Origin of the sequence: Roseateles sp. L2-2, assembly GCF_050613215.1 — a bacterium.
Taxonomy (GTDB): domain Bacteria; phylum Pseudomonadota; class Gammaproteobacteria; order Burkholderiales; family Burkholderiaceae_C; genus Roseateles; species Roseateles noduli.
In genome coordinates, this window is record NZ_CP192509.1 from 2,397,081 (window position 1) to 2,412,779 (window position 15,699).

Consider the following 15,699-nt stretch of genomic DNA (forward strand, 5'->3'; position numbering starts at 1 on the left):
GGGAAATCGTTGGCATGGAGGCGATGATGCAGCCTCACGTCACGTGAGGGTCAAGCCTTGCCTCGACGATTCTTCGTCGGAAGCGCGCGATCGGGACTTGCTCGATCGCCGCTCGATATCCGCTCAATGTCCTCTCAACGCTGGACCAACGCGAGCTTAACGCCGAGTCCCACGAACGCCGCGGCAAAGCCACGGCGCATCCATCGCAGCACCGGCGGGCGCGTGAGCACCCGATCGCGCATCGCGGCGGCGAAGACGCCGTACACCGCGAACACCACGTAGGTCATCGCCATGAAGACGAGGGAGAGCTCGATCATCAGCGGCGTCGGATGCGGGTCGTCGCGGGCGATGAACTGCGGCAGGAAGGCGAGGAAGAAGATCGACAGCTTCGGGTTGAGCAGGTTCACGAGGGCCGCGTGGGTGACGATCTCGCGCGCGGAGCGCGGCGGGCCGTCGGCGCCCGTGGCCTCCACGGCGAGCGGACCGCGCTCCTTCAGCGACATCCACGCCATGTAGAGCAGGTACACCACGCCCACGTATTTCACTGCGTCGAAGGCGAGGGCGCTGGCGTGCAGCAGCGCGGCCAGGCCGGTGATCGCGGCCAGCATGTGCGGGACGATGCCGATGGTGCAGCCGAGGGCGGCGTGGAGCGAGGCGCGCGCGCCGCCCGACAGTCCGGCGGCGAGCGTCACCAGCGCGCCGGTGCCGGGCGAGGCGACGACGATCAGCGAGGTGATGAGGAACTCGGGATTCGAGAGCGAGGAGAAGGGCACGACGGACCTCGGTGCGGTGAAGGCGGGGAGGTGATCGTCGAGGCGCGCCGGCGGCGCGTCTTGGATGAAATTGCAGGCGGGCTCAGCGGAGCGCGGCGGCGTATGCGCCCGGCGCGATGCCGAAGCAGCGGACGAAGTGGCGCGTCAGGTGGCTCTGGTCGAAGAAGCCGCTGGCGGCGGAGGCGTCCGCGAGCGGCGTTCCGAGCGCGATCAGCCGGCGCGCGTGCTGCAGTCGGCGCTGCACAAGGTAGGTGTGAGGCGGCAGCCCGGTCGCGCGGGTGAAGCCGCGCAGGAACTGGAAGCGGCTCAGGCCGGCCTCGCGCGCGAGTTCCGCGAGGCTGACAGGGGCGGTGAGATCGTCGTCGAGACGGGAGCGGGCGATCGCGATGCCTGCGGGGATCGCGGGCTGGTCCGCCGCGCGGGGCTGCAGCAGCGACTGCAGCAGCAGGATCAGCGCGCCGTCGACCTGAAGCGTGTCTGTGGCGGCGGTCGGCGTGGTCGCCATGGCGCGGAACAGCGCTTCGAAGCGACCGGCGACGCGGTCGTCGTGGAGCGTGGGAAGGTGGAACTCGACGTCCCCGGCGCTGCGGCCTTCCGCGATGTCGGCGACGAGACCGCCGACCACGTCGGGCGAGAGATACAGCATCCGCCATGCGCGTCCGTGGTCGCCGAGCGGCAGGCCGTCATGGACCTCGCCCGGATTGACCGTGATGACGTCGCCGGCGACCGACTGGACCATGCCGCGACCGCTGGCGGTCTTCTGCGCGCCGCGATCGATGCGGCCGATGCCGAATTCATCGTGGATGTGGCGCGGGAAGGCCTTGGCGCTGTCGGCGCAGACGATGTCGACGCCGGGGAGCGGACAAGGCAGGCGGGTGAAGGCGGGCATGGCGCGGCGGGGAGCTTGCCGCGACTCTACCAACCCCTTGCGCGCCACGCGATACGCGGCGCGCCGAGGGCTTCGTGGCAGCGCTTGATATCAGGGCTTGGTGTCGACGTCGTTGTCGCCGCCGAGGCCGTCGCAGCTGGTTTCCTGGATCGCGCAGATGCGGTTCACCCAGGCGCGGAACCGGCCCGGCGGCAGGCCGGCGCGCGCGGCGGCGTCGACCTTCACCGAGCTTCGGTCCGAGGCGGGGAAACGCTGATCGGAGAACTCCACCTGGGCCCACTTGCCGGTGCAGTCGGCCAGGCGTGCGGCATCGACGACGAGGTCGTTGTCGAAGGCCTCGTTGTCGCCGATGCGCAGCACCGCCTTCGCTTTCAGGTTCGGCTGTGCACGACCGACCTCGGCCTGCGATTTCACGGTCAGCTTGCTGCCGCTGACCCAGCCTTCGCCCGAGTACATCGGACGTGCGGGGCGGTCGGTCAAGGTCTCGTTGTCCTGCGCGTTGCGGATGAGGAACCAGCCGTTGCGCGCGCCGACGACCTCGACCTCGACGCGCACGCCGTAGTTCATCGACGGTTCGACGAAGGACGGCGGCAGCTTGCCGAGCACCTTGGCGGTGGCGTTCGGCGCGGCGCGGACGTTGAGTCCGGCGGGATCGGTCTCGGCGACGAAGGCGCCGAAGTTGCAGGTGCGGGTGGCCGGCTCGGCGGCCGTCGAAGCCGATGGCGTCGCTGCAGCCGAAGCGGTCGGGGCCTTGTCGCCGGTGCCTGCGCAGCTGGCCAGCGAGGCGAAGCCGGCGGTGGCGAGCAGCAGGGCGGCGTTGCGCAGGAGGTGATCAGTAGCCATCGACGAGGACATAGTGGAACGACGACATCTGGCCCATGGAGGCCAGGAAGCGCGGATAGACATCGTTGGGGATGGTCTGGCAGCCGGCGGACCAGGTGTTGCCGGAGGCTTGCGTGCCGCCGCGGTGGATGTACATCGTAGTGCCGACGGTGGTCGGGTCGATGCGGTTGGGGTCGATGGCGTTGAAGCGGCCGTCGCCGTCGGTGTCGCGTTCGGCGGTCTGGGTGCGGGTGGCCTGGAAGGCGCGGGCCTTCAGATGGCCCTTCGGTTTCTCGCCGAAGAAGTAGGTGCCGGCGCGCAGGCGGCCGACTTCCTTGATGCCGTCGCCGTTCATGTCGAAGCCTTCGGCGTGCTTGTAGATCACGTCGTTGTAGCGGGCGTCGACGCGGCCGGTGCCCTTGGGCGCGGCGCGCTGCGAGTACTGGGCGCCGGGTTCGGTGCAGGCGGGGAAGACGCGGGCGGTGCGCAGGCCGTCGCCGCCGTTGAGCACGACGATGTGGTCGTCATAGACGCCGCGGCCGCGGTTGGCGAGGGTGGAGGTCTCGCGGCGCAGGCCGACGAGGATCATGCGGCCCTGCTTGAGCGCGTTGATCGCGGCCGGGGTGCCGCGTTGCAGGACGATGCCTGCGCAGTAGGCATAGGTCTGGCGATTGGTGAGCAGGGGGAGTTGCGGGACGTACGGTGCACGCATCCGGTCGCTGTCCCAGTCGGCCAGCAGCGCGGTGCCGGAGGACGAGCCGACTAGGGCGGCCTTCGCGCGCCAGCTCAGCTGCGAGGCGGCCAGGCGGGCGCCGGTGGCGCGCTGGACGGGGGAGAGCGAGCTGGTATCGGCGCGCCACTGGCTGAGCGCTTCATCGGGGGCGGCCGCGGCCCGGTCGGCGAAGGCGCGCGCGACGGATTCGATGTCCGGGTCGTAGGGATTGAGGCTCGTGGTCATGGAACTCCCGTTGGCTCGCGAAGACGGTATGGGCGAGAGGACATTCTGTGCAGGGGCGCCGGCAGGGGAATGGACGAAGGTCATCTGCCGCGGGCATGCCGGGGGAGGGCGATACATCGCGAAACACTCATAATCCGGCGCCCCTCCACCGCAGATGGTTCAAGCCCGCATGCCGAAATCGCTCCGTATCGCCAATGTCGTGCAGCTCGTTCTTTTCGGGCTGATGCTCGTCGCGAATTTGATGTTCACGGTGTCGACGGTGGGCGGGGAGGTCGCGAGCGTCGTGACCTTCCTGCCGCCTGGCCTGGCGCTGATCGCGGGTCGGGCGGATTCGAAGCGGCTTGCGAGTTGGGCGTCGCTGGTCGTGAACACGCTGTGGGCGCTCCTCCTGGGCGTCCTGGTGGCGTTCATCGCGACGAAGGCGCCGGTCAAGCTGGCGGCGGTGCCAGTCTTTGCCTTCGTGGTGCTGGCGCTGTGGAACGTGGCGGTGGCGTGGCTGCGGTTGTTCCCGGCGGAAGAGGCGGGGAAGCGGCGGGCGGTTGAACCGACGCTGTGAAGCGTCGCTCGCCGGTCAGGCGAGCAGATCTAGCGTGCGCTGATCGGGTTGACCGCCGAAGTAGCGGTCCAGCGCCTCGATGAACACGGCCTCGTCGCCCGATGCCTTCGCGAAGAGCGTCAGCGACGAGCGGAACTTCATCGCGTCCACCGAGCCGAGGATCTGCTCAGCGGTCTTGTTGCGGTGGGTGTTCATCAACGCCACGCATTCGCGCAATCGCGCTCCAAGCACGTCGTGGTCGAGATACGCGATCGCCTCATCCAGCGACTCGATCCCGTAGAACTGCGCCGTGCTGCTCACCCCCAAACCTCGAAGCTGGGGGAAGAAGTACCACATCCAGTGGGTGAGCTTGCGGCCGCGTTTGAGCTCGGCGAGGACGTCGGCGACTTGCGGAGTTTGGGCTTCCAGAAATCGCTGAAGGTCGAAGGACGATGACATGTTTGGTCCACCCTTGGCTTCACTTGAACTCTAGCGGGCTGCAGGGAGCGCTGCGCTTCGAATCACATCGTCCTCAGGATTGATGAGATTCAGCGAGGAATTCAAGGGTTCTACCGATTCCAGCGCCGCCTCGGAAACTGAGACTGCAACCTTCAATGAGGGAGAAGCGACATGGCACAGACCATTTTCCGGCGCGACTACTGCTTGGCGGCTTGCGCAACTGCACTGTCTTTGGCGCTTACGGCTTGTGCCGTGAACAAGCAGTTAATTCCTACAGGCGGTAGCCGCGCGGACGGCATCGTCAGAATGTCGTACGAATATGGAGGCTTCGAGAATCCGAAGGTCGATCTCCAGCAAGGTCTCTCTTCAGCGCAACAACGTTGCGGCGCATGGGGCTACTCCGGGGCTGAGCCGTTCGGAGGTGGGACTCGCGCTTGCACCAGTTTCTATCAAGGTACGTGCAACGCTTGGCGAGTGACCGTCGAATATCAGTGCACCGGAACGCCGCCCGCCTCCCGATAGAGGCGCGCGCTGCGTGTGTTCTCGAGCAAAAAATGCTACCGCGCCGCTCCATCGAAGTCTGGCGGTGATCTCCTCCATTGCCTGTTCCAACGGACTTCAGAAGCGCAAGTCGTTGGAATTCTTGTAGCGCTCGCTATTTGCTAAGGAAAAGCCGATCGCGCAATCCTCGACGTGTGCACGCTGTATGGTCGACCATCCGCGCCCACCGTCAACGGATAGACGCATTTCGTCCTCCGTTCCCTGGATCAAGCAGCCCTCAAATCCCATGCTGATCCGCTCGATCACGAGGCGCTCCGGTGGCTCTGTACGGAGTGCCAACGCAATGTCGCCGCGACCGGTCCGAATTGTGATTCGCGGGCCTCTGCATTCGACGTCCCAGACATCTTTAGGCGCGCGCCATTCGTTGTCCCGGATCATGAGGGTCACGCGCCCCTGAGCGTCGCAAAAGTGCCCTGAAAGTCGCAGTGGTTCGCCGGGCGACGCTGGCCGAGCAATCGAGAGAATGGGGAATCTGTTGACCTCCACGGCCACAGGGCAGTTCACGAATGTGGCTGCAGCGAACCTCAGGATGAGTCGGTCCGGCGAAACGTCGAGGTACTCTCGCGTGAAGCCGCGTTGCAAGCAAGCGGGATTCTGGTCGGCCGCGGCGACAGTTTGTCTTGACAGAGTGCCGCGTGCGCGCTTTTGATTGCAGTTCGGGCAGAGGAGGGTGATGCCTTCAGGGTGGTGGGCTGTCGCGTCCGCGTAGTCTGGAGCGAAGTGCTCGTAGTCGTAGAAGCCGAGGCCGCAAATGACGCAACCGAAGCCGCACCGTTGACGAACCTCCCGCTTAATCTCCGCAGGGATGTGCCTAGTTAGGCCATGCCGATTTGCCAGAGCCATGCTTCCTCCCGGAAGCCATTTTCTTCTAAAGGTCGGAGCGCGCACGTGGTCGTTTGTTGATGTTGTTGATTCGTCGCAGGTCCTCTGCTCCCTTTCGTGATGAGCGGTGGCATGGCCCACTCTCGGTCCACGACCGATGGCCCGGACTTTTGAACAACCTTCGACTCTCACACAACTCCCAAAAGCGAAAAAACCGCCGCTGGCGGTTTCACTTGAATGAGGCTGGCGAGCCTCGCCGGCCACGATCAAGATTGGCTTGATCCAAACCGACGTCGCATCGGCTGCTTTGATCTGCTCAAGCGAGGTCGATATCCCAATCTGCCTTCGCTGCGATCGCGATGCCGCGAAGCATGTCGTTAAGCTTCTGAAGCTTGTCGTCCACGAGGAGTTGCTCGTCTTCGTCCTCAATTGCTTCGGACTCCCGCTGCAGCTTGGATTGGTGCAGCTTCAGCGCCTCCCGCAAGAGGCGGTATTCACCGATTACGAACTGGATGGCCATTCGGAACTCTAGGGAGTGGCGTCGGCGGCAAGCGTTGACCTACGTCATGTTGCTCACGACGGGGACACATCTTGATGCAGCCGGGTGCCACGTCTTGCGGGCCCACAAACGAAAAAACCGCCTCCCGGCGGTTTTCACTTGAATGAGGTTGACGAGCCTTACCCTCGGCACTGGTCACAACGGTTAGGGCTGCTTGGTTCCCCATCTGACCCGGTTGGCCGCGCTTCCATGCGAGGAGGCCCGTCACTTCGCATTCTATCCGAGCTTTCGAGGGGCTCCGACCGAGTCACCCCCGATCGCTCCCTCGTGCGCCCCTCGGCGTGCGACCCGCGTGCGAACAACGCCGGCCCGGCGTCGACTCAAGCCCGGCGCCTGTGGTTAAATCCGTTCCGGACCTCGCGGGCGCTCAGCCCTCCAGTGCCATCGCCGATTTACCAACTACTTGCGGGCGATCAACAAATGCGGCTAAAGCGTTGCGGCTCCGACTGCCCCCGGGCCGGCAAACGCCGGTGACCTCTGTGGGCTCTCGGAGTTTTTTCATGTCCGCTCGTCTGGCTCAGTTCGACTCGCTGCTCTCCCGCCGCCGCGCCGCTCGCACCACCACCGCCTCGCCTGCCCAGGCCCCGCGCACCTTGCGCGACCCCTGGGGCGAACCGGTCGCCGAGTTCTCCCGCTTCCCCTCCGACCTCGAACTCCTGAAGGCCGCCCATCGCCTCCAGGCCGACGACTGGATCGGCCCGCTCGCCGACGACGGCCAGGCCCAGCGCCTGAACGCCGCCTGGCGTCTGGCCCTGCTGCGCGCCGACCGCCATGGCCGCGCCCGCGTCTCGCGCGAGGTCGGCCCGCAATGGCTCAGCGCACCGCGCGTCGCCCGGCCTGGCGAACGTCCCGCCGCGCTGCGCCGCGAGCTCCACGCCGCCGCCGTCCGCCAGCTCTGGCTGGCCGGCTGGAAGCTGGTCTGATCGCATGAGCATGCGACGGCTGGCGCGGATCCTCCTGGGGATCCTCGCGCTCGCCGTCCTCGGTGCCGGCGCGCTCTGGCTCGCGGGCCGGGAACTCGCAGCGCCCGCCTTCCGCGCGATCGGCGCGCCGCCGCCGGTGCTGCAGGCGCGACAGATCCAGCTGGTCACTTCCTCCGACGTGCTCGTGTCGGGCTGGTGGAGCCCCGGTCGCCCCGGCCTCGGCACCGTTCTTCTGCTGCACGGCGTGCGCGGCGATCGCCGCCAGATGCTGCAACGCGCGCAGCTGCTGCATCGGCAGGGCAGAGGCGCGCTGCTGATCGATCTGCCCGGTCACGGCGAGAGCGGCGGCACCGCCATCACCTTCGGCTGGCGCGAGTCCGAAGCCGTCGTCGCCGCGCTGGAGTTCCTCGCCAAGGAAGCGCCCTGCGAGCGGCGCGCCGTCATCGGCGTCTCGCTGGGCGCCGCATCGACCGTGCTGGCGCGCGGCCGCCCGCGCCTCGACGCCGTGGTGCTGGAGTCGATGTACCCCACGATCGAGGACGCGGTCTCCGATCGACTCAAGCTGCACCTCGGCGAGTGGGCGGGGCGGCTGTCACCGCTGCTGCTCACGCAATTGCCGCTGCAGCTCGATATCACCGCGCAGCAGCTGCGCCCGATCGATCACATCGCCGAGCTGCACGCGCCGCTGCTGGTGATCTCCGGCAGCAACGACCGCCACACGCCCGCGGCGGAGACGCAGCGGCTCTTCGCTGCCGCCCTCGAACCGAAGTCCTTGTGGCTGGTCCCGGGCGCCGCCCATGTGGACCTGTTCGACTTCGCGCCCGAGGACTACGCGCGGCGGGTTTCCGCCTTCCTGGCGAGCCGCCTCGACGGCGCCACCTGCGTGGCGCCCGCGCCGGCCGAGATCACGCCGTGACGAGCCGCTCCGCGAGCCAGGCCTCGGTGGCGTAAGGGAAGGCGATCACCGGTTCACGCAGCTCCGCGTACCGGCCCTTCAGCGCGCGCAGCCGGTCCGCGACGAGCGCCTGTTCCGACTCCGGCAGCGCCGCGATGAAGCTCACCGACAGGATGCGGTCGAGCACCACCTGCTCGAACGATCCCACGTGGCTGTGCGGGAGCACCGTCCGCTGTAGCGGCCCGAAGAGCGTCTGTCCCTCGAAAGGCCGCTTCCACGTGCCCTTGTAGAAGCGCGGCGCATCGCCCTCGTAGGGGGTGACGATCTTCGTGATCTCGGCGACCCAGTCGCGCGACTCGTCGCGCACGTTCCAGATCAGGCCCAGGCGGCCGCCCGGGCGTAGCACGCGGTGCATCTCGCGCAGCGCCTGTGCGTTTGCGAACCAGTGGAAGGCCTGCGCGCAGACGAGCACGTCGGCGTCGCCGTCGGCCAGCGGGATCGCTTCCGCCGTGCCCGCGAGCGCCCGCACCGCCGGCAGGCTTTCCGACAGCCGCGCGCGCATCGCGTCGACCGGCTCGACCGCCGTCACCGTCGCGCCGGTGCGGGCCAGCAGCTTGGTGAACTTGCCGGTGCCCGCGCCGAGGTCGACGACCCGCGCACCCGCCCGCAGGCCGAGCGCCTCGCCCAGCCAGCCGGCGAGGGCGTCGGGGTACTCGGGGCGACCGCGCTGGTAGTTGTCGGAGGCGCTGGTGTAGCCGCGCTGGGCGGCGTCGTGGATGGGCGTGTTCGAAGGCATCGGACGATCCTACGCCCGGCCCGACCGAGGTGCGTCAAGCCCGCGTCATCGACGCGATCGTCGCTACCGGCGTGATCGTCGTCATCGCCCGTCGAGCTTGCTTCAGAACCCGAGCAAGACCTGGCGCGTCACGGAGACGGCCATCACGTACGCCAGCGCCACCAGCGCCAGCACATAGCCGAGGATGCGGAACTCCCCGCGCCCGAAGGCCCAGTGTCCGGTCGCGAAGTAGATGCCAAGCGCGACGAACTTCGCCGTCATCCAGGTCTCGTAGCGCGGGTCGAGGTGCAGCGCGCCCCAGAGGCTGAGACCGGACACGACGATCAGCACGTGGCTGCTGAACACCAGCGTGCGCAGCCGCTCGTCCGTCACCCAGGCGGCGCCGAACTGATGCGCCAGTCCGCGGACCAGGAACAGCCCGATGCTGCACCACGCCAGCAGCGCATGCATCTTGACCATCGGGCCGTAGAACCAGTCCATGACCGGGGAGCTTCGTCACCCGGCGGGGCGATGTCAACCTGGGGAACGCGAGGCGGGGCAGGGCACCCGGCGATCCCTCGATCTCCCTCCGAAGAGGGCCCCCTCCGCATCCCCCGCCGCCCACAAGTTTGAGTCATGGCAGAACGCGTTGCGATTTCGAGAATGAGCGCATTGCATCGACGTGGGTCGGTGAAGGAAAGGCAAGTAGCGATGTTGCAGCAAGTTGAAATCATGGAAGCGCCACAGATGGCGACACTGGAGTCGCACGCCACCGGTCGTGCGCGACCGGTGTGGGTGCACAGCAAGTCCCAGGCGCCCTATCTCTTCCGTCCGTGGATGAACCCCTGCGTACCCGGCGAGTGGCCGTATGACCTCCAAGCCTTGCGTGGCACGCAAGACTACGCAGACATCATCGACTGGTTCGCTCGCAAGCATCCGCATCTGCAGCGCGAGGACTTCGATACCGTCGACCGTGAGCTCGTTCGGTGCGCAGGGGGGCGCGAGATCAGTGTCGAGGTGGGCAGGGATCCCGAGGAGTGCAACCTGCATCTGATGTTCAGGTTGTTCGGCTACCCGCCGATCTCTGGCTATCCCTACGCGGATGTTGAGGCATTCGAGGCCCTGCATGCGACGGTGCCGGCAATCGACCGCCTGTGGCGGGTGGTGTTGGTCAGCACCTCGTCCGGTCGCTTCGAAGATCGCCATCTGTTGAGGTGAGGGGCCAGCCATGGCGGTATTCGATCCAGACGAAGTCCTCGCTGTCGCGCATCACTTGTTGACGCGACGTGACGAGGCCAGCAACCGGAGTGCGGTGTCGCGAGCCCATTACGGTGTGTTCTTGAGGGCGCGCGACATGGCGAACATTTCCGATCGACATCCCAGGGTCCATCAGTGGACCCAGGAGTACTACGAGCGAGAAGGGGAGAAAGCGCTCGGTATGAACTTGCGGCTGCTGCGGGAGAGCAGGAACAATGTCGATTACTCGACAGATCGTCATGTGAGCCAGAAGGACATCGATGACGCGATGAAGCGGTCTCGCCAGATCCGCGCCCAGCTTCAGGCGATTGCTGGCCGCAAGCAGTACCGTGGCGAGTGAAGGCGCCTTGACGCAGCCACGGAGCGGGGCTGAGAAACAACGAAGGGCGCCGCAGCGCCCTTCATGCCTTCAGACCTGACCCCGCTCAGCGCAGCTGCAGATCGTCATCCCCGAAGCGGATGTCCAGCGGCTCGATCAGCAGTTGCTTCTCGCCGTCCTCGACGCGGCCCGCGTCCCACGCATCGATGCCGCAGGCCTTGGCGATCTCCACCACCTTCGCCGCCTGGTCCGCCTTCACGAAGATCGCGAAACCGGCGCCCATGTTCAGCGTCGAATAGGCCTCGCGGTCGTCCTGCTGCGCATGGTCCTGGATGAACTTCAGCACCGGCGTCACCGGCGGCACCGTGTGGATGCGGTACGTGAACTTGCCCGGGTGACGCAGCAGCTTGCGCCAGCCGTGGCCCGTGATGTTGGCGCAGTAGTGCGGCGTGATGCCGGCCTTGTACAGCGCCTCGGTCACCGGCGAGTACAGCGCCGTCGGCGCCAGCAGCGCGTCGCCGTAGGTCAGGCCCGGTTGCACCTCGGTCAGGTAGCCCTGCGGCAGGCGTTCCGTCAGCTTGCGCGCCAGGCTCAGGCCGTTGGCGTGGATGCCCGACGAGGCCAGCAGCACGATCGCGTCGCCCGCGCCCAGCTTGTCGCCGACCGACAGCCGTTCCTTCGGATTGATCAGGCCGGTGCAGGACGCCGCCAGGTCGATCCGGCCGCCTTCGACGATGCCGGCCAGCGCCGGCGTCTCGCCGCCGCCCCAGGCGACCTGGCAGACGTCGCAGGCCTTCTTCCAGCCCGCCACCAGCGCCTGCGCGCGCTGCGCGTCGCCGAACCAGTCCGAACCGCCCGCGGCCCAGTAGGCTTGCACGACCAGCGGCGTCGCGCCGACGGTGATCAGGTCGTTCACCGCCATCGCGATCGTGTCCTGCGCGATCCCGTCGTAGTAGCTCTTGCCCGTCAGCGTGGCCATCTCGTCGGCCACCAGCGTCTTGGTGCCCAGGCACTCGACGATGGACGCGATGTAGAACGGACCCACGTCGACGACGTAGGCCGACTCGCCGCGCGACGCCTTCACCTCGGTGAAGCCGTGGGCGCTCATGTGCACGGCGGTCGCGGCCGCGGCGCGCTGGGCGCTGATCTTCAGCGGGTCGATCAGGTCGTAGTTGACGCCGGCCTGTTCGTAGCTCAGCGTGCCGGAGGAGGGGTCGTGCGGGGTGCTCATGGGCGCGGATTATCCGTCAGCGCCGACCGCCTCCCGGAACGCCTCTCCTGACAAACCCGGACGCCGTCCGCCCGTCGCCGCTCCGGGAGCACGGAGCCGCCCCCGTAGAATGCCCCGCCATGAGTTACCAGGTCCTCGCACGCAAGTACCGCTCCCGCACGTTCGAGGAGCTGATGGGTCAGGAACACGTCGTCCAGGCCCTGGCCAACGCGCTGACGCAGCAGCGCCTGCACCACGCCTACCTGTTCACCGGCACGCGGGGCGTGGGCAAGACCTCGGTGTCGCGCATCCTGGCCAAGTCGCTGAACTGCGTCGGTCCGGACGGCACCGGCGGCATCACCGCCCAGCCTTGCAACGTCTGCGACGCCTGCCGCGACATCGACGCCGGCCGCTTCGTCGACTACGTCGAGCTGGACGCCGCCTCCAACCGCGGCGTGGAAGAGATCTCCCAGCTGCTCGACCAGGCCGTCTACAAGCCGGTCATCGGGCGCTTCAAGGTCTACATGATCGACGAAGTGCACATGCTCTCGAACACCGCCTTCAACGCGATGCTGAAGACGCTGGAGGAGCCGCCCGAGTACCTGAAGTTCGTGCTGGCCACCACCGATCCGCAGAAGGTGCCGGTGACGGTGCTGTCGCGTTGCCTGCAGTTCAACCTGCGACCGATGTCGCCGCAGACGGTGCTGGAGCACCTGACGCGCGTGCTGTCCAACGAAAGCGTCCCGAACGAACCCGGCGCGCTGCGCCTGCTGGCGCGCGCGGCGCGCGGCTCGATGCGCGACGCGCTGTCGCTGACCGACCAGGCGATCGCCTTCGGCTCCGGCCAGCTCCAGGAAGCCGGCGTGCGCCAGATGCTGGGCAGCGTCGACCGCGGCCATGTGCTGGGGATCCTGAATGCGCTGATCGCGGGCGATGGCACCGCGCTGGTCGGCGCGTCGGACCGCCTGCGCGACATGGGCCTGTCGGCGGGCGGCACGCTCGAAGATCTGGCGGTCGCGCTGCAGCAGCTGGCGGTCGCTCAGGCGGCGCCGGGCGCGCTCGACGCGGGCGATCCCGACCTCGCCGAATTGCTGCCGCTGGCCAGCCAGCTGCCGGCGGACGAGGTCCAGCTGATGTACAGCATGGCGCTGCATGGACGCCAGGAACTGCCGCTGGCGCCGGATGAATACGCCGGGCTGACGATGGTGCTGCTGCGCATGATGGCGTTCCGGCCGAACGGGCAGGGCGCGCGTCAGCCGACGGCGCCGGAAGGAGCCGCGCGCACCGCGCCGGCGCCCGCCATGAATGCCGCGAGCGCTGCGCCGGTCGAGCGTCCGCAGCCTGTGCCGCCAGCTGCGGCGCCGGTCGTGGCCGCGCCCGTGCCCGCGCCGGCGCCTGCTGTGCCTCGCGTCGCCGAGGCGGCGCCGCCTGAACCCGAACCCGAGCCCGCGGGAGCGCCCGCAGCGGCGTCGATGGCCGCAGCGCCCGCGATACCGTCGGCCGTTGCGCCGGCCGTGGTCGCCGAATCTGCCTCTGAGCCGGAGCCTGCACCCGAGCCGGCTCCCGCGCCTGCGCCCGTGGCAGCCGCCGAACCGCCCCGTGCGCCCCCGCCTGCTGAGGCACCGGCGCCCCGTGCGCCGTCCGGCCCGCTGCGCGCCGCACAGGCGGGTGCACCGGCCACCCGTTTCAGCGAACGCCTGCGCCCGCGCGCCGGTCCGCCGCCTGCCGCGAGGGTCGAGTCGGACGCCGAAGAGCCCGAGGACCTGTCTCCGCCTCATGACGACAACGGTCCGCCGCCTTGGATGGACGTCCCGCCGCCGTCCGACGAGGAGGCGTCCGTCGGCATGTCCATGCCCGACATGGACGATCCGATGCCGTCGTCCGCCGAATCCGGCGGCGGCGGCAGTGGCGGCAGCGGGATCTACGTCTCGACCGCCATCGAGGAAGTCGAACTCGTGCCCACGGCGCTGGGCGAGCGCTGGTACGCGGTCGTCCCGCAACTGGGCCTGAACGCCCTGTCGCGCGAGCTGGCGCTGCAGGCTGAATGCATCGAGATCGACGAATCCGCCGACCCGCAGCGCTGGCGCTTCCGCGTCGAGCGCGAATCGCTGCGCCAGCCCGGCCTGCTGGAGAAGCTCCAGGCGGTGCTCGCCGGCTTCGTCGGCAAGCCGGTGCGTGTGGACATCGAAGCCGGCCGTGCCTCCGATTCGCCGGCGCTGCGCGACACGCAGGCCACGCGCGCGCGCCAGCGGCTGGCGGAATCCATCATCCTGGAGGATCCGGAAGTCCAGCAGCTGCTCGCGCAGTTCAAGACCGCGCGGATCCTGCCGGGTTCGATCAAGCCGATCTGACGATCCGGTCCGGCCGCCCTCTGCTGTCGCGCGGCGCCAGCGCAGGCGCGCGGTGGGCGACAATCCCGCCCATCGCATCGACCTCCGGGTCATCTCCGGGTCGGCGCTCCGCCGGCCCATTGAATCTCTGAACAAGGAATCACGATCATGATGAAGGGTCAACTCGCAGGCCTGATGAAGCAGGCGCAGGCGATGCAGGACAACCTGAAGAAGGCGCAGGACGAGCTCGCCAACATCGAGGTCGAAGGCCAGTCCGGCGCCGGTCTGGTGAAGGTCACCATGACCTGCAAGCACGACGTCAAGCGCGTCGCCATCGACCCCAGCCTGCTGGCCGATGACAAGGACATGCTGGAGGACCTCGTCGCCGCCGCGTTCAACGACGCCGTGCGTCGCGCCGAGCAGGTCAGCTCCGAGAAGATGGGCAAGCTGACCGCCGGCATGCCCATGCCCCCGGGCATGAAGTTCCCGTTCTGAGCGCCGTCCTGATCGTCGATCGGAGCGGACTGCGGTGACCGCGCTCGAGCAATTGATCGAGGCCCTGCGGCGCCTGCCCGGCGTGGGCCAGAAGTCGGCCCAGCGCATGGCCTACCACCTGCTGCAGCACGACCGCGCCGGCGCCGACGCGCTGGCCCGCGCGCTGCAGTCCGCGGCCGTCAACGTGCGCCATTGCGAGCGCTGCCACACCTTCAGCGAAGCGCCGCTGTGTCCGATCTGCTCGGACCGGCAGCGCGACGGTCGGCTGCTGTGCGTCGTGGAGTCGCCGGCCGACCAGGCCGCGATGGAGCGCACGGCGTCCTATTTCGGCTACTACTTCGTGCTGCAGGGGCGGATCAGCCCGCTGGACGGGGTGTCGACGCGCGAGATCGGCGTCGACCAGCTGCTGGAGCGGGCCGCCGACGGGCTGGTGGAGGAGGTGATCCTCGCCACCAGCTTCACCGCCGAAGGCGAGGCCACGGCGCATGTGCTGGCCGAGGCGCTGCGCGCACGCGGCCTGCGCAGCACGCGGCTCGCGCGCGGCGTGCCGGTGGGCAGCGAGCTGGAATACGTCGACCTGGGCACCATCGCGCATGCGCTGGTGGATAGGCGGTCGACCTGAGTTGGCCGGCCAGACCCGCTGGAGACGCTGGCGGGCCGGTACGCCGCCCTGTTGACCGACTGGCCGGTTGATCCGGTCGAGGGAGCCCGATGACCATCGCCAACTACTGCCTGATCGCCGTCTGCCTGATGCCGCTGCTGTGCGCGTGGATCGCCAAGTCGCGCGGCATGGGGAAGCGTCGTCGCGACGGGGGCTTCGACAACCATGATCCGCGGGGTTGGCTGAGCCGGCAGACCGGCTGGCAGGCGCGCGCCCATGCGGCGCAGCAGAACAGCTTCGAGGCGCTGCCGCTGTTCATCGCCGGGGTGCTGGCGGCGCAGCAGATGCAGCATGCGCAGTCGCGCATCGACCTGCTGGCGATCGCCTTCGTCGTCACGCGGGTCGTCTACGTCGCGCTCTACATCGCGGATCAGCCGAACCTGCGCAGCCTGGCGTGGGCTATCGGAACGGCCATCTCGGTGGCGCTCTTCTTCGGCTGAAGAAGCCCCGTACTTC

The 15,699-nt window shown here is 68.1% G+C and carries 20 protein-coding genes and 1 other RNA gene; 10 read left to right on the plus strand and 11 right to left on the minus strand.

Translation table 11 applies throughout. The annotated features are described in order from the left end of the window. Nucleotides 1–134: 134 nt before the first annotated feature. The 4 genes from ACQZ13_RS10705 to ACQZ13_RS10720 form a co-directional block, all read right to left on the minus strand. Nucleotides 135–773 (minus strand): LysE family translocator, encoded by a 639-nt coding sequence (locus ACQZ13_RS10705; RefSeq protein WP_431051722.1) that lies wholly within the window; start codon nucleotides 771–773, stop codon nucleotides 135–137. An 82-nt stretch (nucleotides 774–855) separates the two neighbouring features. Continuing rightward, entirely contained in the window at nucleotides 856–1,662 is an 807-nt protein-coding gene (locus tag ACQZ13_RS10710) for an AraC family transcriptional regulator (protein WP_431051724.1), read from the minus strand. Between the two features lie 90 nt (nucleotides 1,663–1,752). After that, nucleotides 1,753–2,505, minus strand: a complete 753-nt coding sequence (locus tag ACQZ13_RS10715; protein ID WP_431051726.1) for a hypothetical protein — start codon at nucleotides 2,503–2,505, stop codon at nucleotides 1,753–1,755. After that, entirely contained in the window at nucleotides 2,495–3,442 is a 948-nt protein-coding gene (locus ACQZ13_RS10720; RefSeq protein ID WP_431051728.1) for a hypothetical protein, read from the minus strand. The genes ACQZ13_RS10715 and ACQZ13_RS10720 overlap by 11 nt, the downstream gene beginning before the upstream one ends. Before the next feature lie 154 nt (nucleotides 3,443–3,596). On the opposite strand from ACQZ13_RS10720, the gene ACQZ13_RS10725 reads away from it, so the two are divergent. After that, nucleotides 3,597–3,998 (plus strand): hypothetical protein, encoded by a 402-nt coding sequence (locus tag ACQZ13_RS10725; RefSeq protein ID WP_431051730.1) that lies wholly within the window; start codon nucleotides 3,597–3,599, stop codon nucleotides 3,996–3,998. A 15-nt stretch (nucleotides 3,999–4,013) separates the two neighbouring features. Here ACQZ13_RS10725 and ACQZ13_RS10730 read toward each other — a convergent pair whose 3' ends face one another. Continuing rightward, nucleotides 4,014–4,436: a DUF1810 domain-containing protein gene (locus ACQZ13_RS10730; RefSeq protein WP_431051731.1), complete on the minus strand. Its 423-nt coding sequence runs from the start codon at nucleotides 4,434–4,436 to the stop codon at nucleotides 4,014–4,016. Nucleotides 4,437–4,607: 171 nt separating this feature from the next. Between ACQZ13_RS10730 and yecR the strand changes: the two genes are divergently transcribed. After that, nucleotides 4,608–4,958 (plus strand): YecR family lipoprotein, encoded by a 351-nt coding sequence (gene yecR, locus ACQZ13_RS10735; protein WP_431051733.1) that lies wholly within the window; start codon nucleotides 4,608–4,610, stop codon nucleotides 4,956–4,958. A 96-nt stretch (nucleotides 4,959–5,054) separates the two neighbouring features. Here the strand turns inward: yecR and ACQZ13_RS10740 are convergent, their stop codons facing one another. The 3 genes from ACQZ13_RS10740 to ffs all read right to left on the minus strand — a co-directional run bounded on the left by ACQZ13_RS10740 (nucleotide 5,055) and on the right by ffs (nucleotide 6,584). Then, complete coding sequence (locus tag ACQZ13_RS10740) at nucleotides 5,055–5,840, minus strand: HNH endonuclease (protein WP_431051735.1); 786 nt, start codon at nucleotides 5,838–5,840, stop codon at nucleotides 5,055–5,057. A gap of 295 nt (nucleotides 5,841–6,135) precedes the next feature. After that, nucleotides 6,136–6,339, minus strand: a complete 204-nt coding sequence (locus ACQZ13_RS10745) for a hypothetical protein (RefSeq protein ID WP_431051737.1) — start codon at nucleotides 6,337–6,339, stop codon at nucleotides 6,136–6,138. A gap of 147 nt (nucleotides 6,340–6,486) precedes the next feature. Next, nucleotides 6,487–6,584: signal recognition particle sRNA small type (gene ffs, locus ACQZ13_RS10750), an RNA gene on the minus strand. Nucleotides 6,585–6,878: 294 nt separating this feature from the next. Here ffs and ACQZ13_RS10755 point away from each other — a divergent pair. Together ACQZ13_RS10755 and ACQZ13_RS10760 are read left to right on the plus strand one after the other, a co-directional pair. Beyond that, entirely contained in the window at nucleotides 6,879–7,301 is a 423-nt protein-coding gene (locus ACQZ13_RS10755; RefSeq protein ID WP_431051739.1) for a hypothetical protein, read from the plus strand. A 4-nt stretch (nucleotides 7,302–7,305) separates the two neighbouring features. Then, nucleotides 7,306–8,217: an alpha/beta hydrolase gene (locus ACQZ13_RS10760; RefSeq protein ID WP_431051741.1), complete on the plus strand. Its 912-nt coding sequence runs from the start codon at nucleotides 7,306–7,308 to the stop codon at nucleotides 8,215–8,217. Here ACQZ13_RS10760 and ACQZ13_RS10765 read toward each other — a convergent pair. Together ACQZ13_RS10765 and ACQZ13_RS10770 are read right to left on the minus strand one after the other, a co-directional pair. Next, nucleotides 8,207–8,992 (minus strand): class I SAM-dependent methyltransferase, encoded by a 786-nt coding sequence (locus ACQZ13_RS10765; protein WP_431051743.1) that lies wholly within the window; start codon nucleotides 8,990–8,992, stop codon nucleotides 8,207–8,209. The two genes, ACQZ13_RS10760 and ACQZ13_RS10765, sit on opposite strands and share 11 nt — an antisense overlap. 102 nt (nucleotides 8,993–9,094) lie before the next feature. After that, the gene (locus ACQZ13_RS10770) at nucleotides 9,095–9,472 is read right to left on the minus strand and encodes a SirB2 family protein (RefSeq protein WP_431051745.1); all 378 of its coding nucleotides are present in this window, start codon (nucleotides 9,470–9,472) and stop codon (nucleotides 9,095–9,097) included. Between the two features lie 162 nt (nucleotides 9,473–9,634). Between ACQZ13_RS10770 and ACQZ13_RS10775 the strand changes: the two genes are divergently transcribed. Together ACQZ13_RS10775 and ACQZ13_RS10780 are read left to right on the plus strand one after the other, a co-directional pair. Further along, entirely contained in the window at nucleotides 9,635–10,189 is a 555-nt protein-coding gene (locus tag ACQZ13_RS10775) for a hypothetical protein (protein WP_431051747.1), read from the plus strand. A 10-nt stretch (nucleotides 10,190–10,199) separates the two neighbouring features. Further along, a complete protein-coding gene (locus ACQZ13_RS10780) occupies nucleotides 10,200–10,568 on the plus strand; it encodes a hypothetical protein (RefSeq protein WP_431051749.1) in 369 nt (122 codons plus the stop codon). A gap of 85 nt (nucleotides 10,569–10,653) precedes the next feature. On the opposite strand, the gene ACQZ13_RS10785 is transcribed toward ACQZ13_RS10780, so the two are convergent. Beyond that, nucleotides 10,654–11,778: an AIR synthase-related protein gene (locus tag ACQZ13_RS10785; protein ID WP_431051751.1), complete on the minus strand. Its 1,125-nt coding sequence runs from the start codon at nucleotides 11,776–11,778 to the stop codon at nucleotides 10,654–10,656. Nucleotides 11,779–11,897: 119 nt separating this feature from the next. Between ACQZ13_RS10785 and dnaX the strand changes: the two genes are divergently transcribed. The 4 genes from dnaX (at nucleotide 11,898) to ACQZ13_RS10805 (ending at nucleotide 15,683) form a co-directional block, all read left to right on the plus strand. Further along, the gene (gene dnaX, locus ACQZ13_RS10790) at nucleotides 11,898–14,108 is read left to right on the plus strand and encodes a DNA polymerase III subunit gamma/tau (RefSeq protein ID WP_431051753.1); all 2,211 of its coding nucleotides are present in this window, start codon (nucleotides 11,898–11,900) and stop codon (nucleotides 14,106–14,108) included. A 147-nt stretch (nucleotides 14,109–14,255) separates the two neighbouring features. Further along, nucleotides 14,256–14,582, plus strand: a complete 327-nt coding sequence (locus ACQZ13_RS10795) for a YbaB/EbfC family nucleoid-associated protein (RefSeq protein WP_431051755.1) — start codon at nucleotides 14,256–14,258, stop codon at nucleotides 14,580–14,582. Nucleotides 14,583–14,616: 34 nt separating this feature from the next. Continuing rightward, the gene (gene recR / locus ACQZ13_RS10800) at nucleotides 14,617–15,204 is read left to right on the plus strand and encodes a recombination mediator RecR (protein ID WP_431051757.1); all 588 of its coding nucleotides are present in this window, start codon (nucleotides 14,617–14,619) and stop codon (nucleotides 15,202–15,204) included. A gap of 89 nt (nucleotides 15,205–15,293) precedes the next feature. Then, nucleotides 15,294–15,683: an MAPEG family protein gene (locus tag ACQZ13_RS10805; protein ID WP_431051759.1), complete on the plus strand. Its 390-nt coding sequence runs from the start codon at nucleotides 15,294–15,296 to the stop codon at nucleotides 15,681–15,683. Nucleotides 15,684–15,699: the final 16 nt, after the last annotated feature.